Annotated in this window: 13 protein-coding genes and 1 riboswitch; of the genes, 9 read left to right on the top strand and 4 right to left on the bottom strand. The window is 35.1% G+C overall.

What is annotated here, in order from left to right:
- The first annotated feature begins 27 nt into the window (after nt 1-27).
- The 5 genes from AC1DMU_RS19220 (at nt 28) to AC1DMU_RS19200 (ending at nt 10,237) form a co-directional block, all read left to right on the top strand.
- Complete coding sequence (locus AC1DMU_RS19220) at nt 28-7,185, top strand: amino acid adenylation domain-containing protein (protein WP_088063305.1); 7,158 nt, start codon at nt 28-30, stop codon at nt 7,183-7,185.
- A complete protein-coding gene (locus tag AC1DMU_RS19215; RefSeq protein WP_088063306.1) occupies nt 7,182-7,406 on the top strand; it encodes an MbtH family protein in 225 nt (74 codons plus the stop codon). Before AC1DMU_RS19220 ends, AC1DMU_RS19215 begins: the two co-directional genes overlap by 4 nt.
- Nucleotides 7,406-8,845, top strand: a complete 1,440-nt coding sequence (locus tag AC1DMU_RS19210) for an MDR family MFS transporter (protein WP_046955743.1) — start codon at nt 7,406-7,408, stop codon at nt 8,843-8,845. The genes AC1DMU_RS19215 and AC1DMU_RS19210 overlap by 1 nt, the downstream gene beginning before the upstream one ends.
- Nucleotides 8,846-8,909: 64 nt before the next feature.
- On the top strand, nt 8,910-9,659 hold the full coding sequence (gene sfp, locus AC1DMU_RS19205) for a 4'-phosphopantetheinyl transferase Sfp (RefSeq protein WP_046955744.1): 750 nt from the start codon (nt 8,910-8,912) through the stop codon (nt 9,657-9,659).
- Nucleotides 9,660-9,694: 35 nt separating this feature from the next.
- Nucleotides 9,695-10,237: a cold-shock protein gene (locus tag AC1DMU_RS19200; protein ID WP_088063307.1), complete on the top strand. Its 543-nt coding sequence runs from the start codon at nt 9,695-9,697 to the stop codon at nt 10,235-10,237.
- Between the two features lie 39 nt (nt 10,238-10,276).
- Here AC1DMU_RS19200 and AC1DMU_RS19195 read toward each other — a convergent pair whose 3' ends face one another.
- Nucleotides 10,277-10,549: an HU family DNA-binding protein gene (locus AC1DMU_RS19195; RefSeq protein ID WP_001043960.1), complete on the bottom strand. Its 273-nt coding sequence runs from the start codon at nt 10,547-10,549 to the stop codon at nt 10,277-10,279.
- Nucleotides 10,550-10,753: 204 nt separating this feature from the next.
- Between AC1DMU_RS19195 and AC1DMU_RS19190 the strand changes: the two genes are divergently transcribed.
- Nucleotides 10,754-11,521: a DUF3891 family protein gene (locus tag AC1DMU_RS19190; protein WP_046955746.1), complete on the top strand. Its 768-nt coding sequence runs from the start codon at nt 10,754-10,756 to the stop codon at nt 11,519-11,521.
- A gap of 14 nt (nt 11,522-11,535) precedes the next feature.
- On the top strand, nt 11,536-12,060 hold the full coding sequence (locus AC1DMU_RS19185) for a DinB family protein (protein ID WP_046955747.1): 525 nt from the start codon (nt 11,536-11,538) through the stop codon (nt 12,058-12,060).
- 99 nt (nt 12,061-12,159) lie between these two features.
- Here the strand turns inward: AC1DMU_RS19185 and AC1DMU_RS19180 are convergent, their stop codons facing one another.
- The 3 genes from AC1DMU_RS19180 to AC1DMU_RS19170 all read right to left on the bottom strand — a co-directional run bounded on the left by AC1DMU_RS19180 (nt 12,160) and on the right by AC1DMU_RS19170 (nt 15,959).
- Complete coding sequence (locus AC1DMU_RS19180) at nt 12,160-13,353, bottom strand: S8 family peptidase (RefSeq protein ID WP_046955748.1); 1,194 nt, start codon at nt 13,351-13,353, stop codon at nt 12,160-12,162.
- Nucleotides 13,354-13,579: 226 nt separating this feature from the next.
- A complete protein-coding gene (locus tag AC1DMU_RS19175; RefSeq protein WP_000451054.1) occupies nt 13,580-14,947 on the bottom strand; it encodes an alanine/glycine:cation symporter family protein in 1,368 nt (455 codons plus the stop codon).
- A 107-nt stretch (nt 14,948-15,054) separates the two neighbouring features.
- Nucleotides 15,055-15,175: riboswitch (glycine riboswitch) on the bottom strand.
- Nucleotides 15,176-15,383: 208 nt separating this feature from the next.
- Complete coding sequence (locus AC1DMU_RS19170) at nt 15,384-15,959, bottom strand: hypothetical protein (RefSeq protein ID WP_046955749.1); 576 nt, start codon at nt 15,957-15,959, stop codon at nt 15,384-15,386.
- A 132-nt stretch (nt 15,960-16,091) separates the two neighbouring features.
- Between AC1DMU_RS19170 and AC1DMU_RS19165 the strand changes: the two genes are divergently transcribed.
- Together AC1DMU_RS19165 and AC1DMU_RS19160 are read left to right on the top strand one after the other, a co-directional pair.
- The gene (locus AC1DMU_RS19165) at nt 16,092-16,457 is read left to right on the top strand and encodes a hypothetical protein (protein ID WP_098133849.1); all 366 of its coding nucleotides are present in this window, start codon (nt 16,092-16,094) and stop codon (nt 16,455-16,457) included.
- A 206-nt stretch (nt 16,458-16,663) separates the two neighbouring features.
- Nucleotides 16,664-17,284 (top strand): YdbC family protein, encoded by a 621-nt coding sequence (locus tag AC1DMU_RS19160; protein WP_088063309.1) that lies wholly within the window; start codon nt 16,664-16,666, stop codon nt 17,282-17,284.
- Nucleotides 17,285-17,461 lie beyond the last annotated feature (177 nt).

Below are 17,461 nucleotides of genomic sequence, written 5' to 3'. Positions count from 1 at the left end.
GACTACATAATAAAGGGGTAGTAAAGAATGCCTAATAGTCAAAAGGTTCGTCATTCGTTATCATCTGCGCAGACTGGTATGTGGTTTGCACAGCAATTAGATCCGCTTAATCCGATTTATAATACTGGGGAATATGTTGAAATAAACGGAAATATTAATCAAGAAATTTTCGAATTAGCAGTACGTAAAGTTGTAACAGAAGCAGAAGCACTACATGTTCGCTTCGAAGAGGATGAAATTGGTCCATGGCAAGTTATTGAAGAATTACAGTTTCATATGCATTTTATTGACGTTCGTAAAGAAGAAAATCCTGAAGAAGCTGCTAAAGTATGGATGAAAAATGATTTATCTATGCCAGTCGATTTGAAAAGAGATACTTTATTTACTGAAGCACTTATTCAAGTTGAAAATAATCGTTTCTTTTGGTATCAGCGCATCCATCACATTGTGATGGATGGCTATGGATTTTCACTTCTAAGCCAAAAGGTAGCGAAAGAGTATACATCACTTATAGAAGAAACAAGAAAGAATGAAAAGCCATTTGGTTCTCTTGCAAAAATTGTACAAGAAGATATGGAGTATCGTGAGTCTAAACAATTTCAGGAAGATCGTACTTTTTGGTTAGAAAAGTTTGCAGATGAACCGGATGTCATAAGTTTAGCAGAACGAGCGCCGAGAACATCAAATGGATTTTTACGAGAAACAGCTTATTTATCCAGTTCTAGCACGAAAACTTTACTTGAAGATATCAATGTTTCTTTAACAAATTGGCCGGAATTTATTGTAGCTGTAACAAGTATTTACATGCATAAATTAACAGGTGCAAATGATATTGTTTTAGGTTTACCAATGATGGGGCGTCTCGGTTCTGCATCTATTTATACACCGAGCATGGTAATGAATTTAGTACCACTTCGTATTACAGTAACTCCAAATATAACTCTTGCGGAATGCATACAGCAAGTTTCTAAAGAGATTCGAGAAGTACGTCGTCATCATAAATATCGTCATGAGGAATTAAGAAGAGACTTAAAGTTACTAGGTGAAAATCAAAGGTTATTCGGGCCGTTAGTGAATGTGATGCCTTTTGATTATGGGCTTAATTTTGCTGGGAATCGTGGTATTACACATAATTTATCAGCAGGACCAGTCGATGATTTATCGATAAATGTATATAAACGTTTTGATCAAAATGAGCTAATGATTCATTTTGATGCGAATCCGTTAGTATATAGTGATACGGAACTAGCATTGCATAAAGAGAGATTTATGAATGTATTAGAATTAGTGATAAATGATTATCAAAAAGACGTGTCGATTGGAAATATAAACATTACTCTTCCAGAAGAAAATCATAAAGTTTTATTCGAATGGAATGAAACTAAGGAAGCTGAGGATTTAATCACTCTACCTTTATTATTTGAAAAACAAGTACAAAAAAATCCAAATAAAATAGCGGTTACGTGTAACGGAGTAGACCTTACGTATAAAGAGCTAAATGAACGGGCGAATGAACTAGCGCACTATTTAGTAGAAGAAGGAATAGGGCCAAATCAGTCTGTAGCTTTAGTATTTCCAAGGTCAATAGAAATGGTAGTAAGTATGCTAGCAGTTTTAAAGGCTGGTGCAGCGTATTTACCGATAGATCCAGAATATCCAGCTGAGCGAATAAATTATATAGTAAATGATGCAAAACCAATTTATATCATCACACATTCATCTGTTTCATCTACTTTAGTTATAGAAAATGATATAAAAAAAATCGAATTAGATCGAGAAGAAACAGAACTAGCATTAAAAGCATATTCTCATAGGAATCTACCATTTAGAAATGATGATTCATTTTTAAAGCCTGCGTATACAATTTACACTTCAGGCTCAACCGGAAATCCAAAAGGTGTAATTGTTCCTATGAAAGCTTTAAGTAACTTTCTATTGGCTATGGACGATATGTTTTCACTAAATGAGAACGATCATTTAGTAGCAGTTACAACATTTGCGTTTGATATTTCTGCTCTAGAGATTTATTTACCTCTTATTAGTGGTGCAAGTTTAACAATTGCACAAAAAGAGGTAATTCAAGAGCCTTCTGCGTTAACGGCACTGTTACAAGAAGAAAGAGTGACAGTTATGCAAGCTACACCGACGTTATGGCAGGCGTTAGTAACTGAATATCCAGAAAGGCTACAAGGGCTAAATGTGCTCGTTGGTGGTGAAGCTCTTCCAGCCCATTTAGCAAATATATTAAAAGAATTAGGTTGCTCTATTACAAACTTATATGGACCAACTGAAACGACTATTTGGTCTACTGTCATGAACATTGATGAAAATGAAATTGGTATACCTCCTATTGGAAAGCCAATTTGGAGTACAGACGTGTATGTATTAGATGCAGGTTTACAACCAGTACCACCTGGATTAATTGGTGAATTATATATTGCAGGGGAAGGGCTTGCGAACGGATATTTAGGAAAACCAGAGTTAACGGCTGAACGGTTTGTTGCAGATCCTTATGGAAAACCAGGGAAGCGCATGTACCGCACAGGTGATCTTGTGAAATGGCGTAATGATGGTGTGTTAGAGTACATGAGCCGCGCAGATCATCAAATTAAAATTCGTGGTTTCCGAATTGAATTAGCTGAAATTGAAATGGTATTACAACGACATGAATATATTCAACAAGCGGTAGTAATGGTACGGGAAGATCGCCCAAATGATAAACGAATCATTGCGTATATCGTTGCCGAAGGGAATGAAGGGATTAACCTTTCAGAAATTCGTTCTTATGTTTCAGAAAGTTTAGCGAATTATATGGTGCCATCGGCATTTGTTGTGCTAGAAGAATTACCATTAACGCCAAATGGTAAGGTTGATAGAAAGAAATTACCTGCTCCTGATTTTAATGAAATGAACAAGGAGAGAGTTGCTAGAAATCCGAAAGAAGAAATATTATGTGATTTATTTGCAGAAGTACTTGGTGTTTCTCGCATTAGCATTGATGATAATTTCTTTGAAATGGGTGGCCATTCGCTTCTTGCATCTCGTCTAATGGCAAGAATTCGTGAAACGTTAAGTGTTGAATTAGGAATAGGAAAACTATTTGAATCGCCAACTGTTGCTGAACTGGCGAAACAATTGGATCAAGCAAAAACTGCAAGACCAGCTATTAAGAAAGTAAGTAGACCAAATGAAGTTCCACTTTCATTTGCACAGCGCAGGTTATGGTTCTTAAATTGTTTAGAAGGTCCAAGTCCTACTTATAATATTCCATTAGTCGTTCGTATTTCTGGAAAGTTGAACGAGGAAGCATTGCAAGGTGCCTTTTATGATGTAGTTGAGAAACATGAAACGCTTAGAACGATTTTCCCTAACGTATTAGGTAGTTCCTATCAGAAAATTTTAGATATGGAAAATTTAAATCTAGAAATGATAATAACAAAAACATGTAAAGATGAGTTAGAAAATGTGCTTGTAGAGGCGGTAAGATATAGTTTTAACCTTGATGTTGAACCAGCAGTTCGTCTGCAACTATTTACAGTGAATGAAAACGAACATGTATTACTAATTCTATTGCACCATATTGTAGGGGATGGCTGGTCATTACAACCGTTAACGAGAGATTTTACAGCGTCATATAAAGCACGATGTCAAAGTAACAGAGTTCAGCTAGAGACACTTCCAGTTCAATACGCAGATTATGCACTTTGGCAACAACAACTGCTCGGTAATGAAACTACACCAGAAAGTCTTATTTCAACACAATTAGATTTTTGGAAGAAAGAGTTAGAAGGTTTACCAGATAAAATAGAGTTACCTACAGATTACCAGCGTCCAATTGAAATGAGTTATCACGGAGAAACAATTCATTTTCAAATAGATGCGGGTATGCATAGTAGGTTAGTAGAGCTTGCACGGAAAAACGGAGTTAGTTTGTTTATGGTGTTGCAAGCAGGACTTAGTGCGCTATTTACAAGATTAGGTGCAGGTACTGATATACCAATTGGTAGTCCGATTGCTGGAAGAAATGAAGATGCACTCTCTGACATAGTCGGTTTATTTGTAAATACATTAGTGTTACGTACAAATACATCAGGAGATCCAAGCTTTAAAGAATTATTGAATAGAGTGAAGCAATCAAATCTTGCAGCTTATGAAAATCAAGATGTTCCATTTGAACGACTCGTTGAAGTGTTAAATCCAGTACGTACTCGAAATAGTCATCCGCTGTTTCAAGTTATGTTAGCTTTCCAAAATACGCCAGAAGCAACGTTTGATGCTCCGGATATAGAAGCGAACCTTGAAATTCAAAGCGTTGGTTCTGCCAAGTTTGATCTAACATTTGAAATTAGCGAGAGTAACGGAGTTGATGGTACTCCAGATGGCTTAAACGGATTACTAGAATTTAGTACGGATTTATATACACGTGAAACAGTTCAAAAATTAGTTGAACGATTTATTTTGTTATTAGATGATGCAGCGAAATATCCGGATCAATCAATTGGCACATTAGAAATATTAACTTTAGCAGAGAAAAATACAGTGTTAGAAAAGTGGAATGGTGGTTTTCAAATTGTACCAGAAATGACATTGCCACAATTATTTGAAAAGCAGGCTCATATAAATCCAAATTCTATTGCTGTCGTCTTTGAAGATGAAAAGTTAACTTATGAAGAGTTGAATAAAAAAGCGAATAAAATAGCTCGATTGCTAATAGCAAATGGAGTAGGCCCTGATCAACTCGTTGCTTTAGCGATGCCGAGATCTTTAAATATGGTTGTAAGCTTACTAGCTGTTCTGAAAGCTGGTGCGGGATACCTTCCGTTAGATCCGGATTATCCGTCAGATCGTATTTCATTTATGCTCCACGATGCGAAACCATCATGTGTTTTAACAAATTCAGATGTGGAAATTGAATGTGATGAGGAACTGAAAATTTTAGTTGATGATGTGAAAGTAATAGGGGAAATTGAGAAATATAGTGAAGACAATATTGATGAAATGGAGCGCATGAAGCAGTTATCTCCTTCGCACATTGCGTATGTTATTTATACATCAGGCTCAACTGGTAGACCGAAAGGCGTTATGATACCTCATCAAAATGTAGTAAGACTTTTAGGAGCAACTGATCATTGGTTCCAATTTGACGAGAACGATGTATGGACAATGTTTCATTCATATGCTTTTGATTTCTCGGTTTGGGAAATTTGGGGACCTTTATTATATGGTGGGCGTTTAGTCGTAGTACCACATACTGTAAGTCGCTCGCCGAAAGAATTTTTACAACTTCTTGTTAAAGAAAAGGTAACTGTTTTAAACCAAACTCCATCAGCGTTCTATCAATTGATGCAAGCAGATCATGAAAATGAAGAAATTGGCCAAAAATTATCTTTACGATATGTTGTTTTTGGAGGAGAAGCACTTGAGCTAAGTCGATTAGAAGATTGGTATTGTCGACATTCTCATAACGCACCAAAACTTATTAATATGTACGGTATTACGGAGACGACAGTACATGTTAGTTATATTGAATTAGATGAAACAATCGTCTCTTTACGAGCAAACAGTTTAATTGGGTGTAGTATACCTGATCTTAAAGTGTATGTGTTAGACAACTATTTACAACCGGTGCCACCTGGAGTAGTTGGAGAAATGTATGTTGCAGGTGCAGGGCTTGCTCGTGGATATTTAGGAAGAGCAGGCTTAACTGCAGAACGTTTTATTGCAGATCCATTTGGTAAGCCAGGTACAAGAATGTATCGTACTGGGGACTTAGCACGTTGGCGTCAAGATGGGACGCTAGATTATATAGGACGTGCAGATCATCAAATAAAAATTCGTGGATTCCGAATTGAATTAGGGGAAATAGAAGCGGTAATAATGAAACATCCTAAAGTTGAGCAAGTAGCCGTTATTGTACGGGAAGATCAACCAGGGGATAAACGGTTAGTTTCTTATATCGTCGCATCAAATAATGAAATGATTGATACGAATGAAATGCGTAAGTATGCTGGAGGTAGTTTACCAGATTACATGGTTCCATACGCTTTTGTAGTAGTAAATGAGTTGCCTTTAACTCCAAACGGTAAATTAGATAGAAAGGCATTGCCGGCTCCAGAATTTATCGCATCATCTTCTAGTCGTGGACCAAGAACACCGCAAGAAGAAATGTTATGTGACTTGTTTACAGAAATTTTAAGTGTGCCGCAAATTGGAATTGATGACGGATTCTTTGATTTAGGTGGCCATTCACTTCTTGCAGTGCAGCTTATGAGTCGTATTAAAGAAGCACTTGGGGTCGAACTAAATATCGGAACTTTATTTGCAGCACCTACTGTTGCGGGTCTTGCTGAAAGACTTGAAGTGGGAAATGGACAAAGTGCACTTGATGTGTTGCTTCCATTACGAGCAAGCGGAGACCAATTACCACTATTTTGTGTACACCCAGCAGGTGGATTAAGTTGGTGCTATGCAGGACTTATGAAATCTTTAGGAACAGATTATCCAATCTACGGTGTCCAAGCACGTGGTATTGCTAAAAATGAAGAACTTCCAAAAAGTTTAGAGGAGATGGCGGCGGATTATTTAAAACACGTTCGTGAAGTACAGCCTCACGGACCATATCGTTTACTCGGTTGGTCGCTCGGAGGAAATGTTGTGCATGCAATGGCGGCGCAACTGCAAAATGAAGGGGAAGAAGTAGAATTACTCGTTATGCTGGATTCTTATCCAGGTCACTTCTTACCGAATACGGAAGCACCTACTGAAGAAGAAGCGTTAATCGCATTACTTGCTTTAGGTGGATACGATCCAGATAACATGGATGGTAAACCACTTACGATGGAAAGTGCAGTAGAAATACTTCGTAAAGATGGAAGTGCATTAGCAAGTCTTGAAGAAGAGACGATTTTAAATTTGAAAGAAACATATGTAAATTCGGTAGGATTGTTAGGGAAATATGTACCGAAAGTTTATAACGGAGATATTTTATTCTTTAGATCTACTGTTATACCAGACTGGTTCGATCCTATCTCTCCAAATACGTGGCTAAATTATTTAGAGGGGCAAATTGTGCAACACCATATTGATTGTAGACATAAAGATTTATGTCAACCAGGACCACTTACAGAGATTGGACAAGTATTAGCGAAATATTTGCAGGATAAGAAAGGGGTAAGTACAGTATGACGAATCCGTTTGAAAATGATAATTACACATATAAAGTACTAAAAAATGAGGAGGGCCAGTATTCTCTCTGGCCTGTTTTTCTTGATGTACCTATTGGTTGGAATGTCGTGCATGAAGAGGCTAGTAGGAATGATTGTTTAAAATATGTTGAAAATAACTGGGAAGATTTGAATCCGAAAAGTAAACAAGTGGGCGAAAAAATATTAGTAGGAAAACGATAATGAAGGCAAAAATAAATCCAAAAGTAGTTGTAAGCATCGTATATATAACAGCGATGTTTATGGCTGCGATGGATGCAACGATTGTGAATGTAGCACTCCAAACGATAAGTAAAGAACTACAAGTGCCTCCATCTGCAATGGGGACGGTTAATGTTGGGTATTTAGTTAGCTTAGCTGTTTTTCTTCCGATTTCTGGTTGGTTAGGAGATCGCTTCGGTACGAAAAGAGTATTTCTAACCGCTCTTTTCGTATTTACAACTGCGTCTGCATTATGTGGAATAGCGAATGATATTACTTCATTGAATCTTTTTCGCATCATGCAAGGTGCTGGCGGGGGGCTTTTAACACCAGTTGGGATGGCGATGTTATTCCGAACATTTTCACCAGAGGAAAGGCCGAAAATTTCACGGTTTATTGTGTTGCCAATTGCTGTAGCACCGGCAGTAGGACCAATTATTGGCGGTTTTTTTGTAGATCAAATGTCTTGGCGCTGGGCATTTTATATTAATTTACCGTTCGGAATCGTAGCATTACTATTCGGTCTACTATTTTTAAAAGAGCATATTGAAAAATCAGCTGGTCGCTTTGATTCTCTCGGTTTTGTTCTTTCAGCACCAGGATTCGCGATGCTTATCTATGCACTTAGTCAAGGGCCGTCAAAAGGCTGGGCTTCAGAGATTATAAGTACTGGAATAGCTGGGATTGTATTCATTACATTGTTTATCATTGTAGAACTTAGAGTAAAGCAACCGATGTTAGATTTACGCTTATTAAAAGAACCAGTCTTTAGAAAAATGAGTCTTATTTCATTGTTTTCATCCGCTGGTTTACTAGGAACGTTATTTGTTTTTCCACTTATGTATCAAAATGTAATAGGGGTTTCCGCATTGGAATCAGGTCTTACGACATTCCCAGAGGCGATTGGGTTAATGATATCGTCACAGATTGTGCCATGGTCATATAAGAAACTAGGAGCTCGAAAGGTAATTTCTATTGGATTAATTTGTACGGCGATTATCTTTGTTTTATTAAGTTTTGTAAATCACGATACGAACCCATGGCAAATTCGGGCATTATTGTTTGGTATCGGTATTTTCTTAGGTCAGTCTGTTGGAGCAGTTCAATTTTCTGCATTTAATAATATCACGCCACCTTCTATGGGGAGAGCTACGACTATATTTAATGTGCAAAATCGATTAGGTTCAGCGATAGGAGTTGCAGTTTTAGCTAGTATACTAGCCGGTTTTGGAAATAATAGTGTACAAAATAATGCTCAGTCAGATTTCTTACCATATCAAGCTGCGTTAATTGGATCAGCAATATTTTTACTCGTAGCATTACTATTTTCTTTACGTATTTCTGATAAAGAGGTAATGGCAAAGAAGAAGAAAAAGCCGTTACCTATATTACAAAAAGAAAAAGAAGTTGTAAACGAATAAGTTATAGAATAATAATATTCTTTTGAAATAAAATGATATTGTTTTTTAGAAGGAGAGAGTTTACATGATAGAGAGTAAAGTTGTAGATTCTGTACCAACTCTTAATGAGAATAGTTGTCAAATATGGTGGGCAAGAATTTCAGATTTACAATCATGGCATTACAATTTACTAAATGATGTTGAACGAGAGAAAGCAAATTCATATCATCATTCGGCAGATCGTGCACGATTTATAATAGGTTGTGTAATTAGTAGATTAGTTCTTGGAAAGATCCTTTCTATGTCGCCAGTTCAAGTACCGATTAATCGAATGTGCCCTGTATGTAAGTTACAACATGGTAGACCACAATTACCAGAAGGAATGCCGCAAATATCTGTTTCACATTCGGGTGAGTGGGTTGTTGTTGCATTTACAAAGTCTGCACCTGTAGGCGTTGATGTTGAACAAATGAATCCAAATGTAGATGTTATGAAAATGGCAGAGGGCGTATTAACAGACATTGAAATAGCACAAGTTATGAAATTACCTAATGAACAGAAAATAGAAGGTTTTTTAACATATTGGACTCGAAAAGAAGCGGTACTAAAAGCGACAGGTGAAGGACTAATGATTTCACCAGTAGGTATTACTGTATCAGCTCCAAATGATCCTCCAAATTTGTTAGTTTTTAAGGATAGGCAAGAGTTAGTAGAAAATACAATGATGGAGGATATAAGGCCAAGTGCAGATTATATGGCTTCAATTGCAATATTTAGTAAAGAAGTAACTGAAATTACACAGTTAGACGCAGTAGCGCTTTTAAATTATAAATAAGTTAAATAAAAAATCTTATAGAAGAGGTGTTCCTCATGTTAGTAGCGGAAAATAGAACAAATGAATTCACTTATAATGTACAAGCAATTAAAAATATTTTATTTTCTGGAGATACATCATCTATTCATGCTTTAGAAAAGCTTTTGAATGATACAGTTCAGTTTGAAATTCTCGAACAAGAGGTATTTGATAGACAGTACATCCCGAAAGAAGCAAAGAATTTCTTTGATAAAAACGGAACATTTCTTTACCGTGTATCCAATGTTAGTTATAAAGGAAAAGTGTTATCTGAGAATCTAATTTTTGCGGACACTTCGTTTTTACCAAATACAATTAAGAGTGAATTAGAGAGTGGGAATATTCCAGTTGAAAAAATTATAGAAAAGATGGAAGTAAGAAGAAACGTATTATACGAAGGATATCAGCCATCTGGGAATATTATTGAATTGTTTGATGGATGCTCTGTTACGGCGAATGTGTATCCAACTAGAAAATATCAAATTGTAAGTAATTGCAAATGCATATTTTATATTTGTGAAGTATATCATGCAGAGAATATAAAAAATCTGCTTAAATAGAAAATAAGAAACCAGCCTATAAAATGGCTGGTTTCTTATTTATTTCACAGCTTCTTTTAACTCTTTACCAGCTTTAAATGCTGGAACTTTACCAGCAGCGATTTGAATTTCTTCGCCAGTTTGTGGATTACGTCCTGTACGAGCAGATCTTTCGCGCACTTCAAACGTTCCAAAGCCGATTAATTGAACTTTATCGCCAGATTGTAATGCAGTAGCAATTGTGTCAAATACGGATTGTACCGCTGCAGAAGCTTCCTTTTGAGAAATATCAGCGGATTGTGCCACGTTTTTAACTAATTCTGTTTTGTTCATGTTTTCACCTCATAAAAAGTTTTTTAGAATGAATGTTTTAGTATAATGGATAGTATAGAGAAAGCTATTTATATGGTTAGAAAGAATACTATATAGTTATGTTAATTTCGTTGTAAGAGACTGAATCCCTGCTAATAATTAGGGATTAATTAAGAATTGATGTATAGAAAATGCTGTAATATGAGGATGAGGGGGAGTATATGAATGATTTTTCGTGAAAAGAATGAGAAAGAAAGTATATTAATTCGTCAACATGATCATGGTTTTTTAGCTGGAGAGATTGCAAAGCATATAAAAGAAGATTTTTTTGAAGATGAAACATACTTAAAAGAGACAATTGATGCAATATATGAGCATGATAGAGGATGGATAGAACTTGATAAAGTACCAATTTTGAATGATGCTAAAAATATTCCATATACATTTATGGATTGTCCAAGTTCATTGCGTTTTGTTTTTTATACGATTGGTTTGAATGAAATTGAAGATTCGAATCCATACGGAGCATTACTTTGTAGTAAACATTTTTTATCATTTTCATTAAATGACGAAGACGAAGAAATGATGTCTTTTTATAAACATGAATTGAAACGACAAAAAAGAATTTTGAAAACGTTAACGAAAGAACAATTTGCGATGTTCGATAAACATTATAGATTATTAAAGTTTTGCGATGAACTTTCTTTATATGTGTGTATGAATAAACCTGGCGTAGAAAAGGAAGATGAAATTGATTTGTTTAAAGGTGGTTTTGAAGGAACGGAAATGTTTAATAGTAAGGTGGAGAAACCTATTCAAGCTGAATGGGTGGACGAGGAAACAATACGGATTACACCGTTTCCATTTCAAACGGAATTTCATACGTATGTAAAATATAAAACTATAAATAAACATGTAGTTGAAGAAAAAGGGATTGCAAAAGCTGATAGAGAATCGGAAATGGAGAAACAAAACATTCGTTTCGTACAATAAGGAGGCGATTTAGATTGAAAGAGTACATGTTAAAACAGTTTGATTACCATGATTGGGCTAATACGCGATTATTCAATCGATTAAAAGAGTTACCAAGCTATGAGACAATCTTTAGCGAAAAGATACAGAGTGTATTTCCATCAATTAAGGATACTTTTGCGCATATTTATATTACAGATCAAGTGTGGTTACACATATTGCATGGTAAAAGTATGAATGAAGCAATACAAGACCGAGAAAATTTACGAAAACAAATCGAAACTAAATCGTTACATGAATTAGAAAAAATGTTTAAAAACATGGCAAATCAATATAAAGACTTTTTAATTACAATACAAGACGTGAATGCTGTATTTGTTATCGAGAATCCATATGCAGGGAAATTAGAAACTTCAATTTTAGAGTTAGTACAACATGTCGTAAATCATGGTACATATCATAGAGGAAATATAACAGCGATGATCCGTCAACTCGGTCATTCGTCGACAATGACGGATTTTGTACTGTATTTACATATGGTGCAGAAGGAGGGGGAGTAATATAGTTTGTAAGAAGGAGAGCCTTTAATTGTAAAAGTCTCTCCTTCTATTTTATCCCGCACTAATGGCAGATCACTGATTAAAGTTTTACATTATTTCTTAAGAGGCTTTATTTTCTTGTAATTGTTTAGCATATTGTATAGCTTTATATGCATTGACTCTACCATTTTTCCAATACGTACCTGTACCACTAATTTTATCAGACGTTGACTCAATAATTTGGCGGATTTGTGTATTGCTATATCCTTGATTTGCTAAAAGAGCAGCGACTCCTGCAACATGAGGTGTTGCCATAGATGTACCACTTAATGATTGATACGTGCTTCCTTTATATGTGGAATATATATTTGAACCTGGTGCTGCAACATCTACCCAGTTACCATAAGTAGAAAATGAAGATTTTCTATCTGATTGATCTGTAGAAGCAACTGCAATCACCTCGTTGTAATAAGCAGGATAATTAGCTTTTGTATTTCCAGCATTTCCAGCAGCTGAAACAATAACAGAGCCTTTATTCCATGCATATTGAACGGCTTGTTGTAAAGCAGTCCCACCATTTGGAGCGCCTAAGCTTAAGCTAATTACTTTTGCACCTGAATCAGCAGCTTCTCTAATCCCTTGCGCTACAGCATCAAGAGTACCACTTCCTTGATTATCTAATACGCGGACGGCATAAATTGAAGTTTGTGGGGCAACACCAGCAATTCCAACACTATTATTCGTAAGTGCTCCAGTAATTCCAGCGCAATGCGTACCATGACCATTACCATCATCAGATGTATTGTCGTTGTCAACATAATCATGTCCGTAAATTACTTTCGAAGCTAAATCAGGGTGTGAACCTTGAACTCCTGTATCAATAATAGCTACTTTTACACCAGGATCACTTCGTTGACTATCCCAAGCTTGTGGAGCTTGAATTTTTTGCAATCCATATTGATTTTTAAAATATGGGTCGTTCGGAGTCCAAAAGGCGTGAACGTAATAATTCGGTTCTGCATATTCCACATCTGGATTATTTTTATAACTTTTTATTTTTTCTTTGACAGTACCTTTTGAAAATTGAACGACTTCAAAACCTAACGTATCATCTTTAGATAAAACGTTAGCACCGACAGATTTGTGAAAAGATTGAACATTACTTAAAGAGGCATTTTGTTTGAACTTAACGATTAATTGGTTAGGGACGTAATCAGTAGATGATGTTTCAGCACTTGAAGTATTTGTGTTAAAAAAGAAACCACCAATAATAAATGATAACACAGATAGGAAAACAATGATTTTGTTTTTCAAAAGATTTTTCCTCCCTTTTCTTGGATGAGTTTTTCGGCGACACTTTAATGTCACATTCCTTTTCAACTATATAGTTAGACCATACGATTTATGTCATTTATGTGAAAAACTTTTAGTGGAATAAAAAAAGGGAAAGATCGATATAAATATATTTTTCATGACATTTACTGAGTTAGAAAACGAAAAAAGGAATGCTCATTATGTATGAGTCATTCCTTTTTTTATATTAACTTGCCTGTTTTTTATGACTTTCTTTCAATTTCTCTGCTTGTAAAAAGCGATTCGTTTCAGCAACAACAATACCACTTAACCCAATAAGGCCAATTAAGTTTGGAATCGCCATAAGTCCATTTGCAATATCAGCAAATGTCCATACGATACCTAGTTTTAAATTAGCCCCAATAGCAATCATGACAATAAAGATCGCTTTATAATATTTAACAGCACCTTCTCCAAATAAATAAGCCACGCACTTCTCGCCGTAATACGACCATCCTAAAATAGTAGAGTAGGCAAATAATATAATTGCGATACCAAGAATCATACTACCAGCAGTGCCAAATACAGATTGGAACGCAAGTGTTGTCGCTTCAACGCCAGTTTTACCTGATTTCCATGCACCTGTAGTAATTAATACTAGCCCTGTAATGGTACATACAATAAACGTATCTAGAAAAGTACCAGTCATAGAAACTAAAGCTTGCTTTGCAGGTGAATCAGTTTTTGCGGCAGCTGCAGCAATAGGGGCACTCCCTAAACCAGCTTCGTTTGCAAATACACCGCGCGCCATTCCGATTTGAATTGCAGATGCAATTGTTGCGCCAATAAAACCACCAGCAGCTGCAGTCCCATTGAATGCGCCAGAAAAAATAAGTGAGAATGCTTCTGGAATTTGATCGTAGTGATAGAAAATAATAATAAGCCCAGCAATGATATAAAAGAAAGCTTTAATAGGAACGATATATCCTGTCACTTTCCCGATTTTTTTCACACCGCCTAAAATAACAATGGCGATTAAAAACGACATAAATATACCAGTTAAAGCAGGAGGGAAAGAGAAATTAATTCGCATTGCCTCTGCAACTGAGTTAGATTGCACCATATTACCGATACCGAAAGAAGCAGTTGTGCCGAATATAGCGAATAAAACTGCAAGCCATTTCTTACCTAAACCACGTTCTAAATAGTACATTGGTCCACCTGAATATTCACCATTTTCATTACTAACACGGTATTTCACCGCAAGAATTGCTTCGGCATACTTTGTTGCCATACCGAACAAAGCAGTAATCCACATCCAAAAGATTGCACCGGGTCCACCGATCGTTACTGCAGTTGCAACACCGGCTATATTTCCCATACCTATCGTTGCCGCCATAGCTGTCATAAGTGCTTGGAAGTGGCTAATATCTCCAGAGGAAGATGTATCTTCTGATTTTTTAAAAGCTAGTTTGTGAGCGTATAATAGTTTACTAAACTGTAATCCTTTTAAACGCACTGTGAGAATGATACCAGTACCAACGAGTAACAACAACGTTGGTAATCCCCACACATAGTGATTGATTTGTTCTAATACTGTACTTACTGTCTCCATCTGTATTCTCCTTTTTATGAAAAAATAAAAACCACTTCAAGTAAATGAAATGGTCTCTGGAGAAACAAGGGATAGAAAAATAAACCGATACAAATCGGCATTTTCTTTCGCTTGTCTCTGTCCTTTTACCTGAGAGATTATCCGCTATAGTAGCGGATTTGCTCCTTCGGTGCTCTTTTTCCTCCGCGCTATATAAAAGCGAGAGGGAGTCTCTCCAGAGATTCGTCCCCATGCAGTTCTACTTGTAAACAAGACCTGAGAGTTTCAAAGTTGATTCAGCAACTTTTTGCCCCGTCGGTAGATCAATAGACCTTCTCCTGAATGGTTCATCCGAATTATAAAATTTATAAAAATATTGATTGTAAATCAATAAAAACATTATAGACAGACAAAATATGAATTGCAATCTTTTTTTATGTTAAAATAGTAACCAGTTTTATTTTTTTGCAAGTCCTAATTTAACTTCAACTTCATTTAACGTAGATAAAGCGAGGACAATATGTTGGTCCGCAAGTCCTAAAGCATGTTTAGTATTTTCAATTGTTTCATTGGATGGAGTAGAGTTATTTGCTCCGTCTATAATTAAATTTGCTGCGTTTTTCATAAATTTAGAAGCAGTCTTAAATTCAGTTGTGAAATAAATTAGTTGTTCTTGTATTTGTACTTCCGATATATTTTCTTTAATTTTCACAGTGTCTATTTCGTTCATGATTTTTTCATATTGTTTGGAAATAGCAGTCATTGTGACTAATAGTTTATCTCTGTCTACTGAATCTCCGTTCGTGTTAATCTCTTCCCAGGCAGGCAACCAATCTTTTTCGATGATGTCATTATAATTTGTAGTTAATTCATCAATTTTTGGTTGTAATTTAGTTTTAAAACTTTTTGTATCAATTGTTTCTACGATAGTTTTTTCGTTATTATTTTTATCTTTAGTTGTGTAGAAAATCGTACAGGTAATAATAAAAATAGAAATAACTATTGTCCATTTATTAAAAAATAATTTCTTCAATGGGTAATACCTCCAAAAGTAAATATCCTTTAATTATAATATATAACAATAATATTGTTAATAATAGAGAATATAGTCTGGAATTAATTTTAATTATATTTTTTATATACACAAATAATCAAGATTAGTAAAATAATGAAAGTAATATGTGAGAAAAGAGGGTTTTTAGTGAAAATGAATAGAAGAAAACTAGTTTCAAATATTTCAACGGTTGTGTTATTAGTTAGTTTATTTACACTTATATATTTAGACAAAGAATCTAAAATTGAAGATTTTCCAGTACCAATGTCAGCAATTCATATTAACAATGATAAGGAAGAGGAGTATAAATATATAAGTGTAATGCCTATTACAAAGGCTAGTGGATGGGAGAACTTAGGGGAAAACGGACATACTGTTAGTTTTAAAAAAGGGGAGCGGAAGGTAACTGTATTACATTATCCAGGAGAACTTACGTATTATTTATTTGAACAAAAGGTGAATAAGAAAGGGAGATAAGATAAAGTTGTAATTCGTTAAGGGTTACATCTTTTCTTTTGATTCTGAATTATTTGAAATAAAATCAGATAGATGGTTTGATAGATGTAGTGATAAATATGATTAGTTCTATATGCACATAAAGAGTAATGAGGAGATTATAAAAATATTATGTAAACTGAAAATTATAAGTGGAAGGTAAATTATATCCTAAGGGGGAGTTAAAAATGTTACTAAAAACAATCTACTGTAAGGTGGAAGAAGAGAAAAAAGAGTTATTTTCAAAAGCACAAGAAAAATGGCAAGCTATACAGCATCTAGATGGATTTCACGGACAATTTGGTGGATGGAATGAAGATGAGGCATGTGTATTCACTTTATGGGAAGATAGAAGGGCTTATCAATCATTTATGAATAGTGCACACGATACCATTTATTTAAATAGTAATCAAGAGGATACGTTTCTTTCATGTGAAATTGAATTATTTCAACCGTTGTATGATATAACTGATACGCATTTGAACGATGTAATTACAGCAGGATCTTTTGTACGAGTTGCAATTTGTGATGTAAAACAACAAAGAAAAAAGCAGTTTTTACATAAACAAGAAACAATTTGGAATAAAGGGATGGAAAATGCAAAAGGGATGTTAGGTGGAGTTGTTGGAAAGTCTTTAAAAAATGAAAATTGTTACATAGTGTTAACTTATTGGAAAGATGAAATGGCGCATCAAAATTATGTAGAAGAGATTTTCCCAGAGTTGTATAAACTAGCTAATATTCATGATGATTTAAAAGATATAAGAAGTAAACAAGCTGTATGTAAGGAAGAGTGGCTTGTATATTAAGTGTACAAAACGTGCATAAATGAATGTATAATAAAGATATTTTCTTATAAACGAGTAATTAATAGAAGACGTTATATACCCTTTCATGTTAATATATTTAAGTTATAATAGAAGGCTTACCCTTTTGTATTGTACGGTAGAAGCAGTGTGAGCTTGAATTTTTTTGAAAAGGATGTG

It is taken from the genome of Bacillus sp. 01N45 (genome assembly GCF_056399205.1).
The sequence above is the reverse complement of the archived record's forward strand: the minus strand, read 5'-3'. Positions and strand labels throughout refer to the sequence as shown.

Bases quoted from the DNA above. Each gene is read 5' to 3' on its own strand.
- AC1DMU_RS19200 (WP_088063307.1), top strand. From the start codon at position 9,695: ATGTTAGTAGCGGAAAATAGAACAAATGAATTCACTTATAATGTACAA.
- AC1DMU_RS19210 (WP_046955743.1), top strand. From the start codon at position 7,406: ATGAAGGCAAAAATAAATCCAAAAGTAGTTGTAAGCATCGTATATATA.
- AC1DMU_RS19215 (WP_088063306.1), top strand. From the start codon at position 7,182: ATGACGAATCCGTTTGAAAATGATAATTACACATATAAAGTACTAAAA.
- AC1DMU_RS19175 (WP_000451054.1), bottom strand. From the start codon at position 14,947: ATGGAGACAGTAAGTACAGTATTAGAACAAATCAATCACTATGTGTGG.
- AC1DMU_RS19220 (WP_088063305.1), top strand. From the start codon at position 28: ATGCCTAATAGTCAAAAGGTTCGTCATTCGTTATCATCTGCGCAGACT.
- sfp (WP_046955744.1), top strand. From the start codon at position 8,910: ATGATAGAGAGTAAAGTTGTAGATTCTGTACCAACTCTTAATGAGAAT.
- AC1DMU_RS19160 (WP_088063309.1), top strand. From the start codon at position 16,664: ATGTTACTAAAAACAATCTACTGTAAGGTGGAAGAAGAGAAAAAAGAG.
- AC1DMU_RS19195 (WP_001043960.1), bottom strand. From the start codon at position 10,549: ATGAACAAAACAGAATTAGTTAAAAACGTGGCACAATCCGCTGATATT.
- AC1DMU_RS19190 (WP_046955746.1), top strand. From the start codon at position 10,754: ATGATTTTTCGTGAAAAGAATGAGAAAGAAAGTATATTAATTCGTCAA.